Genomic DNA, 22,051 nt, shown 5'->3' on the forward strand with positions numbered 1-22,051 from the left:
GCCTTACTCGATGATGACCAAAGGAGTGCCGAATTCCACAGCGTCGCCATCACCCACCAGAATACGTTTGATGGTGCCCGACTTGGGGGCGTGGATGTGGTTCATGGTTTTCATTGCTTCGACGATCAGCAACGTGTCGCCTTCGGACACTGTTGCGCCGACCGTAATGAACGCAGGTGCGCCAGGTTCGGCCTGCATATAGACCGAGCCAACCATGGGCGAAGTCACGGCGCCCGGATGGCTCGCCGGATCCTCACCCGCGGCGGGGGCTTCTGCGGCTGCCGGGGCGGCGGCTGGTGCAGCAAGCGGCGTAGCCATCGGGGCTGCGGCCGGAACGGCCACCTGAACCGGAGCGGGCGCGGTCTTTGACAAGCGGCTGACGCGGACGTTCAGGCTGTCCTCTTCGCCATATTCGCGTTTGACCTGCAACTCGGTTAGATCGTTTTCACGCAGCAGTTCAGCCAATGCCTTGATGAACGCCACATCCGCTTCGTGTTTGGTGTCTGTCATGAGTGTCCTCGACGGTTCCCCTTTGCCCGTCTGTGTCCTGCGGGCTTTGGTCTGATTACGCAGCGTTATAAGCTATGCGCCCGGCCATGAAAAGCGCAGTCTGGGCCTGTTATGAAAGGGTTTGTTTAGGATTTCCAAAGCCAGAGGATGTTACAGCGGCATTCCCGAGAGTTTGGCCACGAGTTCAGGCAGTTTTCGGGCCCCGAATTTGTCCAGAAGGCGGGCGCGGTAGGCCTCGATCGTGCGATAGCTCAGGCCAAGTTCCACGCCAATTTCCTTTGCGGACAAGCCGCGGCAGGACATGATGGCCACCTCGCGTTCACGGGTTGTCAGCTCAACAAGGGGGCGTTCTTCCGAGATGTCCGAAAAGCTCCAAATCCCGTGGCGGAAGGGGTCGTCCGGGGTCAGGGACCTTCCGCGTGCCCGGCACCAGAACAGGTCGCTGTTGCGCCGCCGCATGACGCGCTCGTCCGTGTAATAGCCGGTGTCGCGCATCACCTGTAGGCTGCGCGCGCCGATCCGCTCCCAGTCGGCCACAGACGGGTAGAGGTGCAAAAGGGGCATATTGCGATAATCCGCAGCCTCGCCGCCAAAGGTACGCGCAAACTGCAGATTGCAGCGCCGGATGATCCGGTTTTCCAATTCGACGAGTCCGATTGGCGCATATTCAAACGCGGGGTCGCTCATCTGCGCATGGTGCCGGGATTTCGGAGAAATGAGAAGGGGGCGCGCGCAGTTTCTGAGACACGCGGTCAACAGCGGCTGAGGCGGGGTTGTTAAATCTGTAAAGTCACTATGAAAACTGGCAGGTAACTATTAGAAATAAAATGAAAGTCCTGAAAACTAGTGTGATTTCGCAGGGCGGCAGGTTGAATTGGAAAGGGCAAAGCCATGCGTGACACGCTGACCGGCAGCCGCATTCGAGAACGGCGCCAGATCGCAGGTCTGCGACAGGCTGAGCTTGCGCGGAAGGTTGGGATTTCAGCGTCTTACCTGAATCTGATCGAGCACAATCGCCGACGTATCGGGGGCAAGCTGCTTGTGGATATTGCGGCAGTGCTGATGGTCGAGCCGTCGCTTCTGACACAAGGTATCGAAGCCACATTGATATCCGCCTTGCGCGAGGCGGCCGCGGATGCCGTCGGTCAGCAGGCCGAAGTGGACGCTCTGGAAGAATTCGCAGGTCGATTTCCCGGGTGGGCAGGTGTGCTGGCGCAAATGCACCGCCGCGTTGTGTCCCTTGAGCGAACGGTTGAGACATTGTCTGACCGCTTGACCCACGATCCGCATCTGGCCTCGTCCGTACACGAGGTTTTGTCGACGGCTGCCGCGATTCGGTCAACGGCGGCGATCCTTGCTGACACCCAAGAGATTGAGCCCGAGTGGCAGGATCGGTTCCATCGCAACCTGCATCAGGACGCCGAGCGTTTGGCGGACAGTTCCAAATCGCTGGTGGCCTATCTGGATGACAGCGACTCCGCCGAGGATCGCAGGGGTGTCCCGCTGGAGGATGTCGAAGCGTTCTTTGACGCCAGCGAGCACCATTTTCCCGAGATCGAAGACGGCAAAACTGCAGACGAGGTCGACCTTGCCGAGTTGGATTCAGCGACCGCCCGGACGCTGGCACTGAGCTTTCTGAAAACCTATACCGCAGATGCCCGCGCGATTCCTCTGACGCAGATCAAAGCGGCCGTTTCCGTGGCAGAGCCGGACCCGGCGCAACTGGCAGCGCAGTTTTCGGTCGATATGGCCACTATTCTCAGGCGGCTTGCGGCGCTTCCCAAAGAGTATCTGTCGCGACCAGCAGGACTGGTGATGTGCGACGCGTCCGGCAGTGTTTTGTTCACCAAACCCGTTCCCGGATTTGCCATGCCGCGCTTTGGGGAAACCTGCCCGCTTTGGCCAGTGTTTCAGGCATTGAACAGGCCCTTGGTGCCCATTCGCAAACGTGTCGTGCAACTGGGCCGGGCGGCGGCTGTGTTTGACTGTTATGCTTATGCCTGGCCACAGTTTGTCGGGGGTTATGACGAGGGGCCGGCCTATCGCTCGGTCATGCTGATTCAGCCTGTAGAGGACGTTCAGACGGACGATAAGGCCGTGTCCAGAGTAGGGCCAAGTTGCCGGGTGTGTCCCAACAACAGCTGCGAGGCCCGCCGCGAACCCTCGATCCTGCGGGAAGGTTTTTGACAGTTTCCTGACTGTGCGCGTAAGCTGGCCCGGACGGGTCGACCAATACATGACCCGTCACGGGGAGGACAGATAGGTATGAGCCGCAGGGTTCTGTTGATTGAGGATGAGCCGAACATAGCCGAGGCCATTCGGTTTCTGCTGACGCGCGAGGGTTGGCAGGTGGAAACGCATGCCGATGGGGCCGATGCGCTGCAAGTTATTCAGGGGGCCAGCCCGGATCTGGTCATTCTGGATGTGATGTTGCCGGGCAAAAACGGCATGGAGATTTTGCGTGAATTGCGCACTCTGGAAGACATGCAAGGGTTGCCGGTTCTGATGCTGACCGCGCGGGGCCAATCCCGTGACCGGGAAATGGCGGAAAATGCCGGGGTCAGCCGGTTCATGACCAAGCCGTTTTCAAACACTGAGATGCTGACCGCCGTGCGGGATCTGCACGCGCAGGCTACTCAGTCATGAGCAAGGGCGAAGACCGTCAGACGCAAGGCGTCCGGCCTTCGCTGTTCCTGGAGCGACAAAGCTATCGTCGACGCAGGTTGACTGATGCCGCCCGGCTGTTGCCGGTGCTGGGCGCTGCGCTGATCGCAATTCCCTTGCTGTGGCCCAGCGGCGATGCGGTGCAGGATGGAATCCCACTGTCATCGGCGATTTTGTACATTTTTTCCTGCTGGGTGGTCTTGATCGCCGCCAGCCTGATTTTTGGGTTTGCCTCCAGACACAAGACGGCAAATGACGATTCCGAACCCGAGTCGGACCGATGGCAACCCTGAACGTCCTGATCCTTGTCTGCCTTGGCTATGTGGTGCTGTTGTTTGGCGTCGCTTTTGCGGCGGACCGAATGGCCGCCGCCGGCAAGGGGGCGTGGCTGCGATCACCCCTGATCTATACGCTTTCCTTGTCCATCTACTGTACGGCCTGGACGTTCTACGGCGCGGTCGGCAATGCGGCGCGGTCAGGGCTGGAATTCGTGACGATCTATCTGGGGCCGACGCTGGTGATGATCAGCTGGTGGTGGGGCCTGCGCAAACTGGTTCGGGTCGCGCGCAGTCAGAGGGTGACGTCGATCGCCGACCTGATCTCATCCCGGTACGGCAAATCCAATACATTGGCGATTGGCGTGACCATTCTGGCCGTGCTGGGCGGGACGCCGTACATAGCGCTGCAACTTCAATCCATTACCCTGTCATTTTCCATCTTTGCCGAGGCCGACCCCTCGGGTCTTTATCGCCAGGGGGCAAGTGTGTTCTGGGTGGCTGCGGGGCTTGCAGTGTTTGCCATCCTGTTCGGGACGCGAAACCTGGACGCCAATGAACGTCACCATGGAGTGGTGACCGCCATTGCTCTGGAATCCGTGGTCAAGCTTTTTGCCTTGCTGGCGGTCGGGATCTTTGTGGTTTGGGGCGTCGCTGGCGGCATTGGTCCGATGATGGAGCGCATCGATGCGTCGGAAATTGGCCAGTGGAACGTAGATGCCGGGCGCTGGACGACATTTATTTTCCTGTCTGCCGCTGCCTTTGTCTGCCTGCCGCGCATGTTTCAGGTCATGGTCGTCGAAAACGCCGATGAAGGTCATCTGAGAACCGCCGCCTGGGCTTTTCCACTATACCTACTTTTGATGAGCCTTTTTGTGGTGCCCATCGCCGTGGTTGGTCTGGACCTGTTGCCAGAAGGATCGAACCCGGACCTCTTCGTTCTGACCGTGCCCCTGTCGCAGGGCAATGACTGGCTGGCGATGTTGTCCTTTATTGGCGGGTTCTCCTCGGCCACGTCCATGGTCATTGTGACAGCGATGGCGCTTTCTACCATGGTGTCAAACCATGTGGTCATGCCGATCTGGCTGAACACGCAAGAGGGCGCTGGCTGGGTGTCCGGTGACGTGCGCAGTGTCATTTTGATTTCACGCAGGGTGTCTATCGCGGTCGTTATGGCACTGGGGTACTACTACTACCGTTTGTCCGGTGGGGGTGCGGCCCTGGCGTCGATAGGTCTGGTCGCCTTTGCCGGGATCTCTCAGATCCTGCCCGCATTGGTTGGCGGGTTGTTCTGGCGTGGCGCAACCCGTACTGGCGCGCTGGTCGGGCTGTCGGTCGGGTTCCTTTTGTGGATCTACACGCTGTTACTACCGGGAATGGGCGGTGTGTTAATGACCGAAACTGTTCTGCAAAACGGCCCATTTGGCATCGGTTGGCTGCGACCGCAGGCGCTGTTCGGGATCGCGGGCATGGACCCGATCGTCCACACCGTCATGTGGTCACTGTCCCTGAACACGGTGGCTTTCTGTGTGGCTTCGCTGCTGAGTTTTCCCAGCCCGTTGGAGCGTCTGCAGGGCGCGCAATTTGTCCACGTCTTTGATCATTCCGTGGCCTTGCGCGGCTGGACCGGTTCCGTTGCGCAAAGCGAAGACCTGATGATCATGACCCAGCGCATAATGGGCGCGGGCCCCGCACAGGAGTTCTTTCAGGCCGAGGCTGAAAAACAAGGGGGCCGGTCCAGCCTGCCTGAACCCACACCGGCCTTTCTTGAACGTCTTGAACGGGAACTCAGCGGCTCGGTCGGGGCGGCCACGGCGCACGCAATGATCGGGCAGATTGTCGGTGGCTCATCCGTATCGGTCGAGGATTTGTTGGCCGTCGCTGACGAGTCCGCGCAGTTGCTGGAGTATTCCAGCCAGCTGGAGGCCAAATCAACCGAGCTTTCCCGAACGGCGCGGCAATTGCGCGAAGCCAACACCAAGCTGACGCAGATTTCAGAGCAAAAGGACAGTTTCCTCAGCCAGGTCAGCCACGAATTGCGCACGCCTATGACGTCGATCCGCGCGTTCTCTGAGATCATGCGCGACAGCGACGGTCTAAGCGGCGAAGAGCAGACCAGGTACGCCGCAATCATCCATGACGAAGCCCTTAGATTGACACGATTGCTGGACGATCTTCTGGACCTCAGCGTTCTGGAAAGCGGCCGCGTTAACTTGAACATGGGCGGCGATACGTTGCGCTCGGTTCTGGACCGCGCTGTGTCCAGTGCCCTGGCCGGATCAAACCAAACGCTCGCGGTCCGCCGATCAAAGGCATCCGAGCGGATTTCTCTGCACACCGATCTGGATCGTCTGGGGCAGGTGTTCATCAATCTGATCTCGAACGCCCGGAAATACTGCGACGCGGACGATCCTGTGCTGACAATCTCGGCCCATGATGTGGGTGGGCAGCTGGTCGTTGATTTTGCCGATAACGGTAGCGGCATTCCACCCGAGGCCCGGTCGATGGTGTTCGAGAAATTCGCCCGTGTGGGGGGTGACAAAGCAGGGGGTGCCGGGTTGGGGCTGGCGATTTGCCGGGAAATCATGCAGCGCCTGGGCGGTGAGATCACGTATCTGCCTGGCCAGGGTGGTGCCGCGTTTCGCGTTCGCCTGCCGCTTGCTTATCAGCAGGCAGCGCAATGAGTTGGATGTAAAGACATTCGTAACCCGCGCTGGGTTAGACCGGATATCAGACATATCAACGGATAGCGGTTTTGAGGCATGACGCAAACGGTCAGCGCAGCTTTGGCACGCAAGATTTCAGCGGGGCAGGAAGAGCAGGGCGATAAACCCCGATCGGTTCTGCGCGCCATGCGGCTGGCATTTGCCCGGGCAGCCGGGGATCGGTTGCACTTGCCCTTATCCGTAATCGGCGCAAGGCAATCCAGCCGAACGTCCGAGGCATTGACGGATACCATTGGCGGAGACTGGTTGTTGCTGCAGCTGGTTAATGCGCAAGGGCTGTCCGCCGCTGTCTGTATGGATCTGGGTGCTGTCTCGGCGATCGTTCAGGTGCAAACGATCGGAGAAGTGATGCCCGGTGCGCCTGCGCCCCGGGCGTTCACCCATACCGATGCCGCCATGGTCGCGCCTTTGGTTGAAGACGCCTTGTCGCGGGCCGTTACGCTGGTGGATGCGGTAAAGGATCAGTCCGCTTTGTCAGGGTTTGAATTTGCTTCTCGTCTCGCGGATTTGCGGACATTGTCTTTGGCGATGGTTGAAGATGCCTATCGTGTGTATGACCTGACCATCGAACTGGGCGGTGGTTTGCGGCAGGGGCAGCTGTCCGTTGTTCTGCCGGACAGCCTGGATGAGGTCGGCGAACAGGGCGAACACCCAGTAGAGACCGGCCCAAATCTGGATCAGGCATCAGGTGTGCTGCGGGCCGAACTGAATACGGTGATTTGCCGAATGACCCTGCCGCTGGCTTCTTTGTCGAGCTTTGGGGTCGGAGACCTTCTGCCCTTGAATGGCTCAAGGTTGGACCGCGCCGAGATTTTGACGATTGAGCGTACCCGCGCGGCCATTGGGCGTTTGGGGCAATGCGGGGGCATGCGCGCGGTGCGGCTGAACGAATATGCGTCGCTGCAGGTTTTGAGCCCGGCAGACGCACAGGAGTTTCTGGAGGCGCGTTCACCCGCCGCGCCGCACAACCCGACAGCGTTGACAGAAGATCCACCAGAGGTTTCGATGTATGATCCGAATGTGCTGGCCGATCAGGAGCCGTCCCTTAACTTCACCGATTCGGATCAGATGGTGGCCGAGATTTCACAACTGGCTGGTCTGACGCCGCCGGATAAAGACACGGGCGGCGTCGGATAGTTCAGTCTCGGCTGCTTCGCATCTGGTCCAGGGCCGGGCGCAGGGTGTCTAGCGCGTAGCCGGCTTTGGTCGTGGCCTGCAGAATGTCGTCGGTACTCATCCTGTCGCACTGACCCAATGCCCAAACCACGGAACAACGTGTACCAGAAGCGCAATAGGCCAATACCGGGCCGCTGCAGCTTTCGGCCAGATCACGCTGAATCGCCACGTTTTCGGGAGTCATTGTCTGGTGCGTCAGCTCCAGAACTTCATATTGCAGCCCCGCGGCGCGCACAGCCTCGCCGATTGCTTCGTACTGCATGTCTGCCGGAACCTCGGTGTTTGGGCGATTGCAGATGACTTTCACGAAACCTGCGGCAGCGATGGCTGGGACATCATCGACCGTGATTTGGGGCGAGACGGCGTAGCGGGGGGTAATTTGTCGAATCTCCATGGCAATTGCTTAGGCCGCGTTCGCAGTGCTGTCCAGTTAAGCGCACCGTATCGGTTCGATCATCCGGTTCTAACCTAAAACAATGCACCCGATTCAGTGTCGGTTACCCGACTGGCATTTCAGATTTTATTGATTGGAACCTTCAGAAAGACGTCGCCCTTTTCGTCCGCCGGAGGCATCTGACCCGCGCGCATGTTGATCTGTAAAGAGGGCAGAATCAGACGGGGCATGGACAGTGTCGCATCCCGGGCATCGCGCATTTCAACAAATTCCTGGATCGAGCACCCTTGTCCAATATGGACGTTAAGCGCCTTTTGCTCACCCACCGTTGTTTCCCAGGCGTACTCATCGCGCCCCGGTGCTTTATAGTCGTGCCCCACAAAAATACGCGTCTCATCCGGCAGCGATAGGATCTTTTGAATTGACCCGTAAAGCATCTCGGACGATCCGCCCGGAAAGTCACAGCGGGCCGTACCAAAATCGGGCATGAACAATGTGTCTCCGACAAAGGCCGCGTCCCCGATTACATAGGTCAGACAGGCCGGGGTGTGGCCGGGCGTATGCAAAACGTCGCCTCTTAACTGGCCGACATGGAAACTGTCGCCTTCGCGAAACAGCGCGTCGAACTGGCTGCCGTCGCGTTGAAATTCAGTGCCTTCATTGAAGATTTTCCCAAAGGTTTCCTGAATGCTGACAATCTGATCACCGATCCCGATTTTGCCACCTAGTTTCTGTTGCAGGTAAGGCGCCGCCGACAGGTGATCGGCATGCACATGGCTTTCCAGAATCCACTCAACCCGCAGATCGTTTTCGCGCACATAGTCCACAATCCGATCCGCTGAGTTGGTGTTCGTGCGCCCCGAGGCGTGATCGAAATCCAGAACACTATCGATGATCGCGCATGCCAGGCCTTCGGGTTCCTGTAGAACATAGGAAACCGTAAAGGTCTCTTGATCGAAAAACGCTTTGACTTGCGGTGCCATTGGGCCCTCCTCAGGTGCAATCAACTCAAATAAATGGTACAGGTTGTAAGCGACTCAGACCTGCACGATTTGATGCGGGTCAAGGCAAGTTAATCGTAAACAGTGTAAAATTTAAACAATCTGCGTCCAGCCGCTGATTTTGCGCCAAGCGCAAGCGGGTTTCCGCGAGATCGCAGGTTAATCTAAGCAGGTCTTAAAACGGTTACTTATATCTGTCTAAATTCAAGATGTCTGGGAGGATGAATATGTCAGCAGTCAATTTGTATTCCGAAGCAGAGCAGTTGGAGAGAAAGATTCAAGGTGCCTGCCTTGATACGCGACTGGCCCTGCAGCCGAGCTTTACCAAAGTGATTGATCGAATGCGGCAGCAAGGCGTGCGCGTGCCTTCTCGCCTGCGTCGGCTGGATGCGGCATTGTGCGAGGACGCGATGGAAGCGCGGTTCGACAACCTGCCGATCTAAGTCGGATTGCTAGCCGAAGGAAATTCCGACAATTACCACCATAAGGCCAAGCACCGACAAAAACAGCGATGCCAGATTCCACGGCAGAACGCTTTGTACAACAGCGCGCAGGTCGTCATCTGACAGACCGGACTTGCGCGCCTTCATCACACGCAGAATACACCAGACCAGCCCGACAAGCCCGGCAATCGAAAGGGCGGCACCGCCCCAGGTGATGACTTCGAACATGGTTCCCCACATAAGGTTGAGATTTCCCGTTGCGCTTAGCCGATAGCCCCCGCTCACACAAGTCTGACCGGGAATGGATGCTTGCGGCCCGTGCGGTGGCGATGTATCCGGCATATCGCCCGCTGTGACAGCATCAGAAATCCACCTCTGGGAGAGACATACATGGATGACATCACCGAAGATCAGGCCGCTGCCAACTATCGCGTAACTGCCGGCGAACTGCGCCAGTTTGTCGAACGGTTCGAGCGTTTGGACGCAGAAAAGAAAGATCTGGCCGAGCAGCAAAAAGAGGTGATGGCCGAAGCCAAAGCGCGAGGATATGACACCAAAGTTCTGCGCAAGGTTGTGGCGCTGAGAAAGCGTGACAAGGACGACATCGCCGAAGAAGAAGCGGTGTTGGAAATGTACAAAGAAGCCTTGGGGATGACCTGAATAGGGTCCCCGACTGTCTGGCTGTCCAAGACCAGATTCAGGAAGGGCTCGACCGCGCATCTGTCGCAACAAGTGCGCCTTCAGCGGCGCCGCGACTTGATCCAAACCAGCCCTTCCTGAGAATACCATTTTTTACGGTAGGGCGTTGGTTTTGGGTGCGGTTTGATGCTTCTTTGTAGCTGACGGCGCGAGTGGTCTAAGGTTTCAGCACGCGAACTCCGGGCATTGTCTCAAGCTTTGCCACGTCCTGCTCGTATAATTCTGAAAACGCGTCGACGATCTCGGATGTCCAACCGGGCAGGTCAACGTCCTCTTCGACTTTGTCCTGCTGTGCGTGATCCTCAAGAATTCGGGCAAGTTTACTACGCAGAACTGACTTCTCTTGCGCGGGTTCCTGTTCAATCAACGCCTGTGCCGCGGCCCGCCCGGTGTCGTCCAGCAATGACAAAAGCAACTCGTGCTCGTCACTCAGCGCAGTGTCCTCATCCAGATCCCCGACAGCCCGAATTAAATCGCCCCAGATTAGCGGGGTGTCCTCGTAGCACCATAGGGTGATCTGAACGTTTGGGGCGAGGTCCCGGATGTCCTCGATCATGCCGATCCAGCTTAGACAGCTCAGGTCGGTGCCCCGAATGATGCCTTCGCGCGACGCTTCCGGCAGAGACACTAGGAGTTTCGGGATAAAGCTCCCCGGGTTTCTGAGCGCTAGAAACAGTTCGATTTGGTGATCGGGAAACGCCTGTTCCAACAGCTCCATTCGGCGACCTGCCAGCGGATACAATTGTCCCTCTTGAAGAGTGATGGCCGGGTCACCGGCAAAGCTGTCACTTGAAAAGACCACGCGCCGCGTGGTTTCAGGAGAGGGCAGGATGCTCTTCAGCCGTTGATAGGCTTCAACCTCGACCGGTCCTTTTCCCAACCCTTCAAAAACGGGTCTGAAGACCTGCCGATACCGCCTCGGGCCAACATACCCAACTTTTCCTTGTGTCAGAACTTTTATGTTTTTCTGCAGCGACCGCAACAGTCGATCTGCCTCGGTAAAAGCCGCACCTGCGTGGATAGCAACCTGCATTTTCGGCTCTCGTCCTTGCTTTCTTCTCCATCAGTTGGGTTACAACCTGCGTGCGTTGCAGTCAAATCTCAGTCTTGCGCGCTAAGTCAGTTCTCTTCTCCAGCAGGAAAACTGAAAAACACTAAGTTAAGATAAAAATATGGACTTGCAGTCCCGAACAAGAAAAAGTAATCGACACAAAGTGCCCCTATAGCTCAGCTGGTAGAGCAACTGATTTGTAATCAGTAGGTCCGCGGTTCGAGTCCGTGTGGGGGCACCATAAATCATTTAAAATCAAGCACTTACGAGAAAATTACTGACGTATGGTGACGTATGGCGCGAAGCTACCTTGCGGATTCGAACCGGCGCACCATTGTTTTTGAATCTGCCATAATATCTATCCACAAGTTCAGCCGGGGTCTCGTCGCCTTCTTTGGAACAAGAGTTTCTGACAACTCAATCGGCGTCTCGCAAAGTTGTGGTGAGAGGCCACAGAGCTGCCGTTCGCTGCAAGTGCGACATTGTAAGCCACTAACGGCAGGTGTGTGCAAACAATGACCATTGCAAAGCCTAAGGGAACTTCCCACGCCTGCCGTCCGCTCACGCTCTTGATGCTTCGGGGCGTTCCATTATTCCTGCCGTTCATGCATCGTGCAGCAACTAGTTCGGGTGTGCTCCGCGAGGCGACGGATTTGGGGTTTCAAGCCGCGAAGCTGCATGGCCGCATTCGTCATACGCTGGCAGTTGTTGTTCTACGGCTCACCGAAAGCCGCTTCACTTCTTCGACCAAAGGTCGCGATTTAGCGCTGTCTCTTTCAAGCTCTAGTCCAAGATTATTTAGCGCCTCTTTAACGATTGTGACGCACTCATCGAAAACATCTTTTGAGTTTTGCTGATCGGCGAGTTGTTCAAGGAGCTTGTTGCAGTATGCTTCGCACTTTTTGCTCTTTGCACCTGGAAAACTTTGATCTTCGTAGCGACAGCGAAAGGCTAGCAGAATATAAAACTTAAAAGGGCGAATTCCACGCTCTGCAATGTCTAAGCGACGAATGGCGATCTCGAACCTGTAAGCCGCAAATGCCGCAGTGTAGTATGCATCTGGGCGGTGATCATTTTGGAACACCCGCTCCGAATTGTTTTTCAGTAGTGTGCCTTGGTAGCGACCTGCTTGGTTCGGAACGTCACAAAACATGGATGCATAGTTCTTCAACTGCATGCCTTTTGTTACGATTCTGCCTTTCTCAATACCATCGGATCGCGCAAACTGTTTGCCTCTACGTTCATAGAACAACCGAAAGTCGCCATTTTTGGCAGCGTAGAAGTCTTCTAGATCGTGTTGGAATGGCGTGAATGCGAGCAGATCATTTTCGTCGACTTGTGTTTGCTTATTGGTAGACTTGATAATGGCTTGCGCCACATCTTCATCTTCTGTGTGAATGAGCTTGATTGGCACATGTAAATCGCCAGTAACTACGGAACGGTTTTCAAAAATCACGTGACTAGTTTGGCAGCCATTCACAATCTGATAATCTTCCAGTAGGTATTGGCTCGAGGTCGGCCTGATACTTTTTGCGACAATCGTAATGCCATTGTTCCTTAGGACGAATTGATCCAGGTCGCCATCTTGGATTGTTTTTGCAATGTCTGTATTCACAGGGTTGACGCCTTGAAAATCACGTACGTTGTCCACGAACACCGTGCGCAACATGTCTCCGTCCTCGTCTTCTAGCAACTTCAAAAACTCGGAAGCTGGCAAGATACCCAAATACGCAGCCTCAACTCCCCGTATTACGGGCAAGGTGACTAAACTATCGATTTTGACAGTTCGGGAGATGCTGGTCTTGGTCTGCCGATACAGTTTTTGCAATTCTCGAGCACCAAGAGGTTCAAAGGAAACTTCGGAAAAAAGGTTAGTGTCTTCGAGCTCTTCCTGCTTTCTCGCAATAATACTTGTAATGTAAGGGTCACTTTTCCAAGTGCCCGTACAGGCATAGAAAACACGGCAAACCGGGTTGTCCTTAAGTTTCGCGGCGTTTTGGTACACTCTGTTTTTAATTTCGATAAAGCGCTTAATGTCGTCATTTGATGGCAAGCTTTGACAATCTGCAAAGACTTCCTTGACCAGGTTGTCTCCGAGCGCCAGTACAGCCGCACCATCAAAGCTACCTGAAGTCTTTGCTTGAAGGATTAGGAACTCGACGTCCATTGCTCCACTCATTGAAAGGATGTCATCTACTACGTCCGCATCAACTACAAACCGGCCGTTAATCTTCACAGCAAACGCGTCAACGTTCAAATCGCCGCCATCTCCGCAAACAGTATCAGACGTTTCGATTTCTTCTGGAAATCGTGAGGAGAAGACGCTGTATGAAGCAAAGTGCTCAAATTGTTTGGATGAATCGCGATTTGTCAGAGAATTACTTTCACAAAAATCTGTAACTAGTGATTGTGTAACTGGGTCCATAGACTATTGCTTTCAGCTTTTAGTTGTATGGGGTGTTCGTAGCACCACTGTGGTTTGGTTGGCTAGAGATTCGTCGTAGTTCAAAGGATCCAAGTTCGGCTTCAGAACAGCAGTGCAACGCAATCGCACCCGCAGCGAACTTCTGGTTCCCTCCCGAAGTGCGGGAACGCCAAGGTCGGCAATCTGCTGTTACGCGGCCTAATGCACCCGCAGCTACCAGACCAGTCGGGAATGGCGGCTAAGGGCTCAAACCACCTGTCCGAACTTACCGCAGAGAAAGTCGGCAGCGAGCCCAGACTACCGCTTGCTGCTTGGGGCTCCAACGGCAGCTATGGAGAAAAAAGCTACCACTGGTCTCATCGGAAACTGCCTCAAACTATGTCTACCAACTTTATCGAAGACTCCGTTCAACTTCTCCATAGCTGAGGACATTTCCTCTAATATGAAATGGGCACTCCCGCAGACTTCAGTTCCACAGTCCATACATCAATTGCCTCTTCACAAATCTTGTGAAAATGGCCCAGCTTGTTACCAGCTTCATCGACCACGTCAGCCATTAGCACTACGCCGCCACCTCTGATCGTAGTTCCATCCTTTTCAACGTCGGTGGTGATATTGCCTCCCATTTGGAACGCATTTCCAATGATTTCAATATGCGGCGTCACTCCGGATCGAGGGGGGCGGTTTAGAGTTTCATGCTTATCTATATTCCAAAGGTCATGGATCAACGCGACGCTTTGATTATTGTTGATTACGTCTTCAACAAGGCTTTCTTTCTGTCCGTTCGACTTACACCAAGATTTAAAATAATCTTTGATCGAAGCGACATTCGAAACAGCTCGCTGCAGTGTGTCCATTTGCTCCACCTCATTTGCATTCCTGTTAAAGTCAACACCAAATGAGAATGGGGTTTTAACAACATAGTCATCGATGTTGTCGGGAGTCACATCCTTCGGGGCGACAACGCCTAGGGCGATGTACAGTCTCTTTATTTTTAGATCGAACTGAGGGGTCATGGCAACGACGAGTTCCAAAAATCCTGTTTAAACTGTGCACTATGCAATAGTAAACGATCAGGCAAAGCAACTCTCGCCTTCAGTGCACAACACATGCCCGCGTCGTGTTCAAAGCGGTCATCGGCTCTCATGCAGTCGGCGGCAGTTTTGTCCGCTCACCTGCCATTTGGCCCTGGTTCTGAGGGTTCGGAATGTGCGGTTCGCGGCCTGCTGCGTGAGCGAAAGACAGGAGCGTGATCAACGGCTGCTCAGGGCTCTTAGCTGACTCCTTGTATCCAAGTTACATTGATGCCGTGTTGGATCAGTTTGATTAAATTCTTGCCACAGCATTCCATGTGAATTGCTGACCAACGGTCCAGGTTTTAACTCAGATTGATATTTTCTAGGAATGACTGAACTTATGTCATACTCTGGTTCCGCAGAGAAAAATTGGAGGAGAATGTTCACGTAGAAACCAGTGTTTTCTAGGAGCAAAAATTCCATACGTCATGTGAAAAGGAGGGTTCTACCTTTCGGGTGAAAAGACGTATGGATGACGTATGAGGCGATCAATAGACTAATAAGATATTGATTTTGTTGCATTTTGATTCCGTGTGGGGGCACCATACTCCTAAGTAGATTCAAAATCCTGATGCGAGCTATGATTTCGGACACAACCTCCTGTTTTTTGACATTTACAAACTGCTTCATGCGCATCGCCGCCGTCGCTGAGGCCTAGCGCTGCACCAGCAGCGAAGGTCTTGGTGGTCCTCTTTCAATTTGATTCCTACTTCTGTTTGTCCTGGAAATCGTGCCAAATTGTCCGGAAGCTTTCGCCGCGCTACATTTTTCAATGCCGCAGTCGCCAAGGCTTACCGGCGGCAAACAGACAGTGGCTCCGTTCTACCTGAGACATTTTTCTTTGTTCTGCTCAGAAACACGTGGAGTTGGCGTTCAGGCCAGTACAACCGGCCTCTTCCTGAAATTTTATTTCACCTGGGCGCCATAAATCGAAATATAATGACAGGATTGGCGCGATCGTCTAAATGTTCACTTTATAAAAAGTAGACAACGTCTCGGTGAATTCTGTGGAACAAGTGGCCTTTACCTTCGAGATGGGAGTGGTTTGCGCTCTGTTGGCCTTCACCGTTTTTCTCTTTGTCTCGGAAATTGTAAGAATTGATCTGTCTGCCATTTTGGTTCTGGTTATTGTCGGTCTTCTCAGCTACGCGCCGGGGCTTGAGAACCTTGCAGATGTTACGAAACTCTTCGATGGTTTTGCGTCAAACGCCGTGATTTCCATCATTGCTGTCATGATCGTCGGTGCAGGTTTGGACAAAACCGGCATCATGAACAAGGTCGCGGCAGTCATTTTGAAATATGGTGGCACAGCCGAAAGCCGGGTGTTGCCAATCGTTTCGGGGACAGTCGGGGTTATCTCCTCCTTCATGCAGAATGTGGGGGCCGCCGCTTTGTTTCTTCCGGTCGTTAGCCGCATCTCTTCAAGGTCTGGAATTCCACTGTCGCGATTGCTGATGCCAATGGGGTTTTGTGCCATCCTGGGCGGAACAATGACAATGGTGGGGTCATCGCCCCTGATACTGCTGAATGACTTGATTCTAACGGCAAACGATGGCCTGCCCGAAGGTCAAAAAATTCCACCGTTTGGTCTGTTCTCGGTGACGCCAATCGGGGCCGCCTTGATCCTGACCGGGATCGCGTATTTCCTTCTGCTTGGCCGTTGGGTGCTGCCGGGCGGCATCGGGTCAGACAATACCGGTACCGGGCACGGCACCCAAGACTACCTGAAGCGGGTGTATGGGCTAAAGGCCGATGTATTTGAGGTGATCGTGCCAGCCGAAAGCCCGCTGGTTGGGCAGGTCCTGGCCGATATCAACCACGAAAACCATCTGTACATCATCTCGACATTCTATCGCGGGAAAACCTCGATGGTTCAGGTCTTGACGGCCGAGATTGCCGCACCCTGTCGGCTTGCGATCATCGGGCGGCGCTGGGTTGTTGAAGAATTCGCTCAGAAATTCGGGCTGACGGTTCTTCCAGAGCTGGATATCTTTGTCGAAGAGTTCGCCCCCACAAATGCCGGAATTGCCGAGGTTGTTGTGACACCCGATAGTAAGCTGATCGGAAAGTGCCCTCGCGAGCTTTTGTTTCGCAAGACATATGGGATGTCATTGCTTGCCATTCACCGAGGCGAAGAAACGCTCAGCCACGTGGAATCCGATACACATGAGTCTACCCAGATCGGGCTCGAAAAATTCAACGCTGGTGACATGCTGGTTGCCCATACCAGATGGGACAACCTGATGCGGATCAAACGGGATCCGGACTTTGTTGTCGTTACAACGGATTTTCCGCAGGATGAGTTGCGGCCGCAAAAAGTCGGGTGGGCGCTAGGCTTTTTCGCAATTTCCTTGTCGCTGATTTTGTTCACAGACGTGCGCTTGTCACTTTGCCTTTTGACCGGAGCGGCTGGAATGATGCTTGCCCGTGTACTCAGCGTGGATGAGGCCTACCGCGCCGTTGGGTGGAACACTGTTTTCCTGCTTGCTTGCCTCATACCGCTGGGACAAGCCGTGCAGAACACTGGAACAGCGGCGTGGATTGCCCAACAGATTATGGTCATTCTGGACGGTTGGCCGATTTGGGCGCTTCAGGCTGGCGTCGCGATACTTGCCACCGCTTTTTCATTGGTGATGTCAAATGTCGGCGCCACTGTATTGCTTGTGCCACTTGCCGTATCGATTGCGGTTGCGGCGGGCGGAAGCCCTGCGGTCTTTGCACTCACCGTGGCCATTTCAACCTCAAACAGCTTCATCATTCCAACACATCAGGTGAATGCACTGATCATGGGCCCTGCGGGCTATAAGGTTATGGACTTTGTGCGGTCGGGTGGGGTCATGACAATTCTGTTTTTGGTGGTCTCGCTTGGGATGCTCAACTTGATTTACTGAGCCGCGTGTATCCAGCAAATACTGGATTCCTAAAAACCCGTTGTCATCGTGAGTTTCTTGATTTGGGGCGAAGACAGTTTCAATTGGCCGCGATCCACGCTGCATGTGCTTTACTGCGTGCATCGGTGCAAAGCGAGGCTACCGAATTGCGGGTTCCTTGATGGTTGAATGATCCGACGTTTCGACCGAAGCCTAACTTCCTGAACGAGGAGAATTGCAAGGGTTACAGCCCCGTGCTCTGGTCTGCACACAGCCATCCTTGCGAAGGTCAACATACAGCCTTTTCAATCAGTTTCGTTGGCATTAAGAGTTTCAGACATCACCAGAGAAATGCGGATGTGGCGAAACTGGTAAACGCAAGGGACTTAAAATCCCTCGCCCTAGGGCTTGCGGGTTCGATCCCCGCCATCCGCACCATCTGGCGTTCAAATCGGAAAACCCAGCTGTTTGATCAATTTCCAGATGTCGCGGTTTGCAGCCGATAGCTGATCAACGATATCTTCGATTTCTTTTATGGCCTTGTCATCGACGGTATCTTCGCGCCCAAGCTTTATATCAGTCTTTCGATCCGAGATGCGCATCAGAATCGTTTTGGGATTTCCGCTTTCGGCATCAAAGGAATAGATGCAGTGATTGTATCTGTTCCGAATGGACGAGAGTTTGCTCAGCCGTTGGGTGCGCTCCAGGATCGGATCACGGATATCGGCCGGCCGGCCTTCCATTTTAGCCAGCCTTTCAACCAGGTCTACCCGGGCGCGTGTAGTGTTCAGCGTCAGAAAGATGATGACCGCAACATCTTTGTTTGTCCCGCTCAGCCCGGCGATCAGGTGGATCAGAAGGCTTTCCGTATTCGTCCACATGTAGTTCAGCCTGCCGACCAGCAGGATCAGACGGTCAAAGCGGGATTGGTGGTCTTCACTCAACGGCTTGGCCGCGAACTTCGTCCGGCGCTACCTCGAAAAAGAACTGCGCGGCAGCGGTTCGGTTACTTACCCCGATCTTGCCCGCGACATTGTGCATATGCAGTTTCACCGTGTGTTCGGTAATACCAAGGTTCGAGGCGATGATCTTGTTGCTTTGCCCCTTGGAGACCAGGCGTAGCACCTCTTTTTCCCGCCGTGTCAGTTTTGAATAAACAGGGTGGGGGTCCTTTGGCTTCACAGTGCTGCTGCTCAGAATGCACGGTTTGGCTTGAGACTGGTTCTGCCCATTGGAAACGCAATCGGCAAAGAAGCTGGGCAGATAAAGCTCTTCATGCATCAGCAGGCGCAGAATCGAACGCCACACATCGGGTGCGACATTCATCGGCAGGTAACCGATATCTCCGTACTGGCTGCGATCCCAGTTTTCGAACAGAGTACGCGCGGCGTCGTCCTTGCGATAGGCAAAGGCGACACACCCTGATCCAGCGGCTTTGGTGTAGGTCTCAGGCCGTGACAGAAAGTCGTCCAGCATGATCTGATCAATAACGATGACCTTGTCGGAAACCGAAGCCGGATCGCTGATCGCAATCAGGTCGTCGATGGTCTCGTGTCTATGAGCGGCAACACCGAATTCGGTTTGAACGCTTCGTAAGGATTGATTTGAGTAGAAGAGTTCTTTGCCGACAAAATTGATCGAGAAATCTTCGGGACAAAAACCAATTTTGGCAACAGTATCCTGTAACGGATTGTTCATAAATTCCCCCTTTTAACCACGCCACGAAATTTGTGGCGAAATCGTAAACAACACACGGAACGTAACTTAACGTAAGTTTAACCAATATTCATCTTGGACCATACCCGAAAGAGTGATTTGCATCAATATTCCGTGTGCTCCTACCGAATTGATCTAGAACTTTAGTTTAGGTATTTCCAAAGGTCTCTCGCAAAAGTTGTGGTAAATTAAGGATTTACACGATACGCGGTTTTTTCTTGTCCCCCAGCGCCCAAAAATCGCCATTTTTCGAATTCTTTGAAAAAATAGTGTTTAAAAGCAGTTCACTATAAAAACTACTGCTTTGGTTTAGCTATTTATTCAACTCTCCTGCTGCGACCATGGCTGTGCTTCATTTGAGGAGCACGAGTTCCTGATGTGACCGCGAATCGCGCATTTACGCGAGCTTCAAACAGCGGTCACAAAGTCGGCTAAGCCGAGAAAGGAGGGTGGGAGAAAATCACTGATCAAGACCGCATGCGGGCGTGTTTTTGCGCTTGGATGTTTAAAATTTGTTTCAACCGCGCAAGTAGCCGTTTTGTAGATGAATGACGGCCGGGCGCTTAAAAAGTGGAATATTGAAATGGATAGACGCCAACAACCGTACAATGATGTAACTGCCATCGGCGAAGTGAATGTCGAAGAGGCCCACGTTGATGTCGAAGCGAACGTTACTATCGAAGAAGCTGAAATCGACGCCAACCTGAATGAGCAGGACCAGTCTAACGACAACAGCGTCGACAATGAAAACGGCCAGGAACAGGGCCAGGATCAGGGCCAAGAACAGGGCCAGGATCAGGGTCAGGACCAGGGTCAGGACCAGGGCCAAGATCAGGGTCAGGATCAGGGTCAGGGGCAAGATCAGGGCCAGGGTCAGGATCAGTCGCAGACCAATGGCAACAATGACAACTCCAATGCTGTAAACATTGACTTCGGCGGCGGCGAATGGATTCCCCGCGACGACGATCTGGTTGACGTTGACGTGTCGGAAGGTGGCTCGGTCGAAGACGTCATCACTGTTGGAAATGACTTTGACTACGATCCGGGTGACGATCTGAATCTGGATGTGTCGCTAAATGGCGCTGGCAACGACATGGCGTCGTTCAACAGCCAGATTGCCGATTTGGAAGATAATGACCATCTGGGGTCGGCAAACCTGTCCAACGACGGTGAGTTCACGCAAAACGGCGATGCCCACGGTGGTTCAGCTGAAGCACATGAAGGCATCGGATCAAGTTCAGTTGGTGGAGATTCCGGTAACGGTGGATCGACCAGCGGCGGAGATGCAGGTGCGTACACTCATGGTAGCGTTGCTGCCGCTGGTGGCGGGCACACTGGTGATGCTGGCGCTGACGCTGATGCCGGAGACGGCGGAGACTCGGGTGACGCATATAACGCAAGCTTGGGTGTTGGTAAATCAGACGCCTCGGCTGACGGCGACAGCGACGGTGGCGACAGCGGTGACGCAGACAGCCATTCGGATGCCGATAACGACAGTGATGGCGACTCGGATGCTGACGGTGACGGTGCCGATGGTGGCAACGCCGGTTCGATCGGCCTAGGCCTTGGGCTTGGGTTGTCTGGCGCTGGCAACGACGGTGACTCGACTGGCGGAGCCAACGATTCTGCAGCTGGCGCCCTTGGTGCTGGTCTGGGAGCCAATGACTCATCGACCGGTGACGCAGATGGTGGCAGCGGACTTGCTGGCAACCTAGGCGGTGCTGACAACGACAGTGACGCTAATACCGACGCCAACGACGCGACATCCGGTGGCAACATTGGCCTAGGTCTTGCCGGCAGCCTTGCTGGTAGTGATGCCAGCGGTGATGGCGGCAACGGTGACGGCGGCAACGGTGACGGCGGCAACGGTGACGGCGGCAACGGTGACGGCGGCAACGGTGACGGCGGCAACGGTGACGGCGGCAACGGAACCGGTGGAGACGGCGGTAACGGCGGCGACGGCGGCAACGGTGGCGACGGCGGTGCTGGCGGTCCTGAGTTGTTTGAGGAACTGGCAGCAGCCGGCGGTGCTGGTGGTGCTGGTGGTGCTGGCGGTGAAGGCGGTGAAGGCGGTGAAGGAACCGGTGGAACAGGAACTGGTGGCACCGGAACTGGTGGTGTTGGTACTGGTGGTGTTGGTACTGGTGGTGTTGGTACTGGCGGCGTTGGCACTGGCGGCTCGGGTGACGGCGGTGACGCTGACGCAGACTCTGACGCTCAAGGCGTTGGTGACCAAACTGCAAGTGGCCCGGTGATCACACAGTCCCCAGGCGACGTTAACGGAACGGCCAGCAATGACCAGTCTGCGGATGTCGATGCCGGTGACGGCGGAACCAACACGACTGACGGTAGTGCCGATGGCACCGGAACCGGTACAGCAACGGCTGACGGTGTCGGTGGCGGCGGTGGCGCAATCGATCTGGATGCGACCTCGGACGGTTCTGGAACAGGTTCTGCTGATGCAACCAACACTGCCGGTGCTGGTGGTGCAGTGGATGTCTTCTCACAGGCCGATGTTGACGGTTCTGCAGACAGCCTTGCACATGCCATCTCTGGCTATGGCGGAGCGGCAGACACCGACAACGATGCGACGTCCACCGGAATGGGCAGCGCAACCGGTATGTCCGAATCGGGCATCGGCGGTGGCGGCGGTGCAGCCATGGCAACCGGTGGCGAAAGCGGCAACGCGAACGGCCATGCGGACGCCGGTAACACGAACGGTGGTACCCAAACTGCTGGTAACGCATCGGGTGCCAACTCGGGCGATGGTGGCAATGGTGGCAATGCCGGAATGTGGGGTTCGAACAATGCTGGTGACGGCATCGTGACCGGAGAATCCTACGCCTCGGCTGCTGCGGTTGTTGATACGTCGGCCTTCAACCAGTCGATCGTCATGGGTGCCAACGTTCTGGGCAACTCGGTCGATACGACAATGGTTGGTGGTTCGATGACTTCGACCTACTCCAGCGACGACACCGACGCGTAAATTTGATCAGAGCCTGCATTTGCGGGCTCTGACGCTTTT

Annotated in this window: 19 protein-coding genes and 2 tRNA genes; 11 read left to right on the forward strand and 10 right to left on the reverse strand. The window is 54.9% G+C overall.

Features of this window, described 5'->3' with window-relative positions; translation table 11 throughout:
• Positions 1-3: 3 nt before the first annotated feature.
• Complete coding sequence (accB, locus tag RUM8411_RS20565) at positions 4-510, reverse strand: acetyl-CoA carboxylase biotin carboxyl carrier protein (protein WP_085824603.1); 507 nt, start codon at positions 508-510, stop codon at positions 4-6.
• A 150-nt stretch (positions 511-660) separates the two neighbouring features.
• Complete coding sequence (locus tag RUM8411_RS20570; RefSeq protein WP_085824604.1) at positions 661-1,197, reverse strand: helix-turn-helix domain-containing protein; 537 nt, start codon at positions 1,195-1,197, stop codon at positions 661-663.
• Between the two features lie 204 nt (positions 1,198-1,401).
• On the opposite strand from RUM8411_RS20570, the gene RUM8411_RS20575 reads away from it, so the two are divergent.
• The 5 genes from RUM8411_RS20575 to RUM8411_RS20595 all read left to right on the forward strand — a co-directional run bounded on the left by RUM8411_RS20575 (position 1,402) and on the right by RUM8411_RS20595 (position 7,312).
• On the forward strand, positions 1,402-2,697 hold the full coding sequence (locus RUM8411_RS20575) for a helix-turn-helix domain-containing protein (RefSeq protein ID WP_085824605.1): 1,296 nt from the start codon (positions 1,402-1,404) through the stop codon (positions 2,695-2,697).
• Between the two features lie 78 nt (positions 2,698-2,775).
• Positions 2,776-3,156 carry a response regulator transcription factor gene (locus RUM8411_RS20580; RefSeq protein WP_085824606.1) on the forward strand — a complete coding sequence of 127 codons (381 nt, stop codon included), beginning with the start codon at positions 2,776-2,778 and terminating at the stop codon, positions 3,154-3,156.
• Positions 3,153-3,467: a hypothetical protein gene (locus tag RUM8411_RS20585; RefSeq protein ID WP_085824607.1), complete on the forward strand. Its 315-nt coding sequence runs from the start codon at positions 3,153-3,155 to the stop codon at positions 3,465-3,467. The genes RUM8411_RS20580 and RUM8411_RS20585 overlap by 4 nt, the downstream gene beginning before the upstream one ends.
• A complete protein-coding gene (locus RUM8411_RS20590; protein ID WP_085824608.1) occupies positions 3,455-6,133 on the forward strand; it encodes an ATP-binding protein in 2,679 nt (892 codons plus the stop codon). Before RUM8411_RS20585 ends, RUM8411_RS20590 begins: the two co-directional genes overlap by 13 nt.
• Before the next feature lie 78 nt (positions 6,134-6,211).
• Complete coding sequence (locus tag RUM8411_RS20595; RefSeq protein ID WP_085824609.1) at positions 6,212-7,312, forward strand: FliM/FliN family flagellar motor C-terminal domain-containing protein; 1,101 nt, start codon at positions 6,212-6,214, stop codon at positions 7,310-7,312.
• A gap of 1 nt (position 7,313) precedes the next feature.
• Here RUM8411_RS20595 and RUM8411_RS20600 read toward each other — a convergent pair whose 3' ends face one another.
• On the reverse strand, positions 7,314-7,745 hold the full coding sequence (locus RUM8411_RS20600; protein ID WP_085824610.1) for a protein tyrosine phosphatase family protein: 432 nt from the start codon (positions 7,743-7,745) through the stop codon (positions 7,314-7,316).
• 119 nt (positions 7,746-7,864) lie between these two features.
• A complete protein-coding gene (locus RUM8411_RS20605) occupies positions 7,865-8,728 on the reverse strand; it encodes an MBL fold metallo-hydrolase (protein WP_085824611.1) in 864 nt (287 codons plus the stop codon).
• 245 nt (positions 8,729-8,973) lie between these two features.
• On the opposite strand from RUM8411_RS20605, the gene RUM8411_RS20610 reads away from it, so the two are divergent.
• A complete protein-coding gene (locus RUM8411_RS20610; protein ID WP_085824612.1) occupies positions 8,974-9,189 on the forward strand; it encodes a hypothetical protein in 216 nt (71 codons plus the stop codon).
• 9 nt (positions 9,190-9,198) lie between these two features.
• Here RUM8411_RS20610 and RUM8411_RS20615 read toward each other — a convergent pair whose 3' ends face one another.
• Positions 9,199-9,417 carry a hypothetical protein gene (locus tag RUM8411_RS20615; protein WP_085824633.1) on the reverse strand — a complete coding sequence of 73 codons (219 nt, stop codon included), beginning with the start codon at positions 9,415-9,417 and terminating at the stop codon, positions 9,199-9,201.
• A 162-nt stretch (positions 9,418-9,579) separates the two neighbouring features.
• Between RUM8411_RS20615 and RUM8411_RS20620 the strand changes: the two genes are divergently transcribed.
• Positions 9,580-9,849 carry a DUF2312 domain-containing protein gene (locus RUM8411_RS20620; protein WP_085824613.1) on the forward strand — a complete coding sequence of 90 codons (270 nt, stop codon included), beginning with the start codon at positions 9,580-9,582 and terminating at the stop codon, positions 9,847-9,849.
• Positions 9,850-10,045: 196 nt separating this feature from the next.
• Here the strand turns inward: RUM8411_RS20620 and RUM8411_RS20625 are convergent, their stop codons facing one another.
• Positions 10,046-10,921, reverse strand: coding sequence for a hypothetical protein (locus RUM8411_RS20625; RefSeq protein ID WP_085824614.1), 876 nt, complete (start codon positions 10,919-10,921; stop codon positions 10,046-10,048).
• Between the two features lie 183 nt (positions 10,922-11,104).
• Between RUM8411_RS20625 and RUM8411_RS20630 the strand changes: the two genes are divergently transcribed.
• A tRNA-Thr gene (locus tag RUM8411_RS20630) sits at positions 11,105-11,180 on the forward strand.
• A gap of 450 nt (positions 11,181-11,630) precedes the next feature.
• Here the strand turns inward: RUM8411_RS20630 and RUM8411_RS20635 are convergent.
• Together RUM8411_RS20635 and RUM8411_RS20640 are read right to left on the reverse strand one after the other, a co-directional pair.
• Positions 11,631-13,364, reverse strand: coding sequence for an AIPR family protein (locus tag RUM8411_RS20635; protein WP_085824615.1), 1,734 nt, complete (start codon positions 13,362-13,364; stop codon positions 11,631-11,633).
• A gap of 437 nt (positions 13,365-13,801) precedes the next feature.
• Entirely contained in the window at positions 13,802-14,380 is a 579-nt protein-coding gene (locus tag RUM8411_RS20640) for a hypothetical protein (protein ID WP_085824616.1), read from the reverse strand.
• A gap of 1,067 nt (positions 14,381-15,447) precedes the next feature.
• On the opposite strand from RUM8411_RS20640, the gene RUM8411_RS20650 reads away from it, so the two are divergent.
• Together RUM8411_RS20650 and RUM8411_RS20655 are read left to right on the forward strand one after the other, a co-directional pair.
• Positions 15,448-17,331, forward strand: a complete 1,884-nt coding sequence (locus tag RUM8411_RS20650; protein ID WP_370738044.1) for an SLC13 family permease — start codon at positions 15,448-15,450, stop codon at positions 17,329-17,331.
• A gap of 332 nt (positions 17,332-17,663) precedes the next feature.
• Positions 17,664-17,748 (forward strand) — tRNA-Leu (locus tag RUM8411_RS20655).
• Positions 17,749-17,756: 8 nt separating this feature from the next.
• On the opposite strand, the gene RUM8411_RS20660 is transcribed toward RUM8411_RS20655, so the two are convergent.
• Positions 17,757-18,254, reverse strand: coding sequence for a hypothetical protein (locus RUM8411_RS20660; RefSeq protein ID WP_085824619.1), 498 nt, complete (start codon positions 18,252-18,254; stop codon positions 17,757-17,759).
• Positions 18,247-19,008 carry a response regulator transcription factor gene (locus tag RUM8411_RS20665; protein WP_085824620.1) on the reverse strand — a complete coding sequence of 254 codons (762 nt, stop codon included), beginning with the start codon at positions 19,006-19,008 and terminating at the stop codon, positions 18,247-18,249. Before RUM8411_RS20665 ends, RUM8411_RS20660 begins: the two co-directional genes overlap by 8 nt.
• A 601-nt stretch (positions 19,009-19,609) precedes the next feature.
• Here RUM8411_RS20665 and RUM8411_RS22905 point away from each other — a divergent pair.
• Complete coding sequence (locus RUM8411_RS22905) at positions 19,610-22,012, forward strand: hypothetical protein (protein ID WP_200818618.1); 2,403 nt, start codon at positions 19,610-19,612, stop codon at positions 22,010-22,012.
• Positions 22,013-22,051: the final 39 nt, after the last annotated feature.

This window comes from Ruegeria meonggei (assembly GCF_900172215.1).
In the GTDB taxonomy this organism is placed as follows: domain Bacteria; phylum Pseudomonadota; class Alphaproteobacteria; order Rhodobacterales; family Rhodobacteraceae; genus Ruegeria; species Ruegeria meonggei.

Bases quoted from the DNA above. Each gene is read 5' to 3' on its own strand.
- RUM8411_RS20605 (WP_085824611.1), bottom strand. From the start codon at position 8,728: ATGGCACCGCAAGTCAAAGCGTTTTTCGATCAAGAGACCTTTACGGTT.
- RUM8411_RS20615 (WP_085824633.1), bottom strand. From the start codon at position 9,417: ATGTTCGAAGTCATCACCTGGGGCGGTGCCGCCCTTTCGATTGCCGGG.
- RUM8411_RS20625 (WP_085824614.1), bottom strand. From the start codon at position 10,921: ATGCAGGTTGCTATCCACGCAGGTGCGGCTTTTACCGAGGCAGATCGA.
- RUM8411_RS20600 (WP_085824610.1), bottom strand. From the start codon at position 7,745: ATGGAGATTCGACAAATTACCCCCCGCTACGCCGTCTCGCCCCAAATC.
- RUM8411_RS20585 (WP_085824607.1), top strand. From the start codon at position 3,153: ATGAGCAAGGGCGAAGACCGTCAGACGCAAGGCGTCCGGCCTTCGCTG.
- RUM8411_RS20595 (WP_085824609.1), top strand. From the start codon at position 6,212: ATGACGCAAACGGTCAGCGCAGCTTTGGCACGCAAGATTTCAGCGGGG.
- RUM8411_RS20610 (WP_085824612.1), top strand. From the start codon at position 8,974: ATGTCAGCAGTCAATTTGTATTCCGAAGCAGAGCAGTTGGAGAGAAAG.
- RUM8411_RS20580 (WP_085824606.1), top strand. From the start codon at position 2,776: ATGAGCCGCAGGGTTCTGTTGATTGAGGATGAGCCGAACATAGCCGAG.
- RUM8411_RS20665 (WP_085824620.1), bottom strand. From the start codon at position 19,008: ATGAACAATCCGTTACAGGATACTGTTGCCAAAATTGGTTTTTGTCCC.
- RUM8411_RS20620 (WP_085824613.1), top strand. From the start codon at position 9,580: ATGGATGACATCACCGAAGATCAGGCCGCTGCCAACTATCGCGTAACT.
- RUM8411_RS20640 (WP_085824616.1), bottom strand. From the start codon at position 14,380: ATGACCCCTCAGTTCGATCTAAAAATAAAGAGACTGTACATCGCCCTA.
- RUM8411_RS20575 (WP_085824605.1), top strand. From the start codon at position 1,402: ATGCGTGACACGCTGACCGGCAGCCGCATTCGAGAACGGCGCCAGATC.
- RUM8411_RS20590 (WP_085824608.1), top strand. From the start codon at position 3,455: ATGGCAACCCTGAACGTCCTGATCCTTGTCTGCCTTGGCTATGTGGTG.
- accB (WP_085824603.1), bottom strand. From the start codon at position 510: ATGACAGACACCAAACACGAAGCGGATGTGGCGTTCATCAAGGCATTG.
- RUM8411_RS20635 (WP_085824615.1), bottom strand. From the start codon at position 13,364: ATGGACCCAGTTACACAATCACTAGTTACAGATTTTTGTGAAAGTAAT.
- RUM8411_RS22905 (WP_200818618.1), top strand. From the start codon at position 19,610: ATGGATAGACGCCAACAACCGTACAATGATGTAACTGCCATCGGCGAA.
- RUM8411_RS20570 (WP_085824604.1), bottom strand. From the start codon at position 1,197: ATGAGCGACCCCGCGTTTGAATATGCGCCAATCGGACTCGTCGAATTG.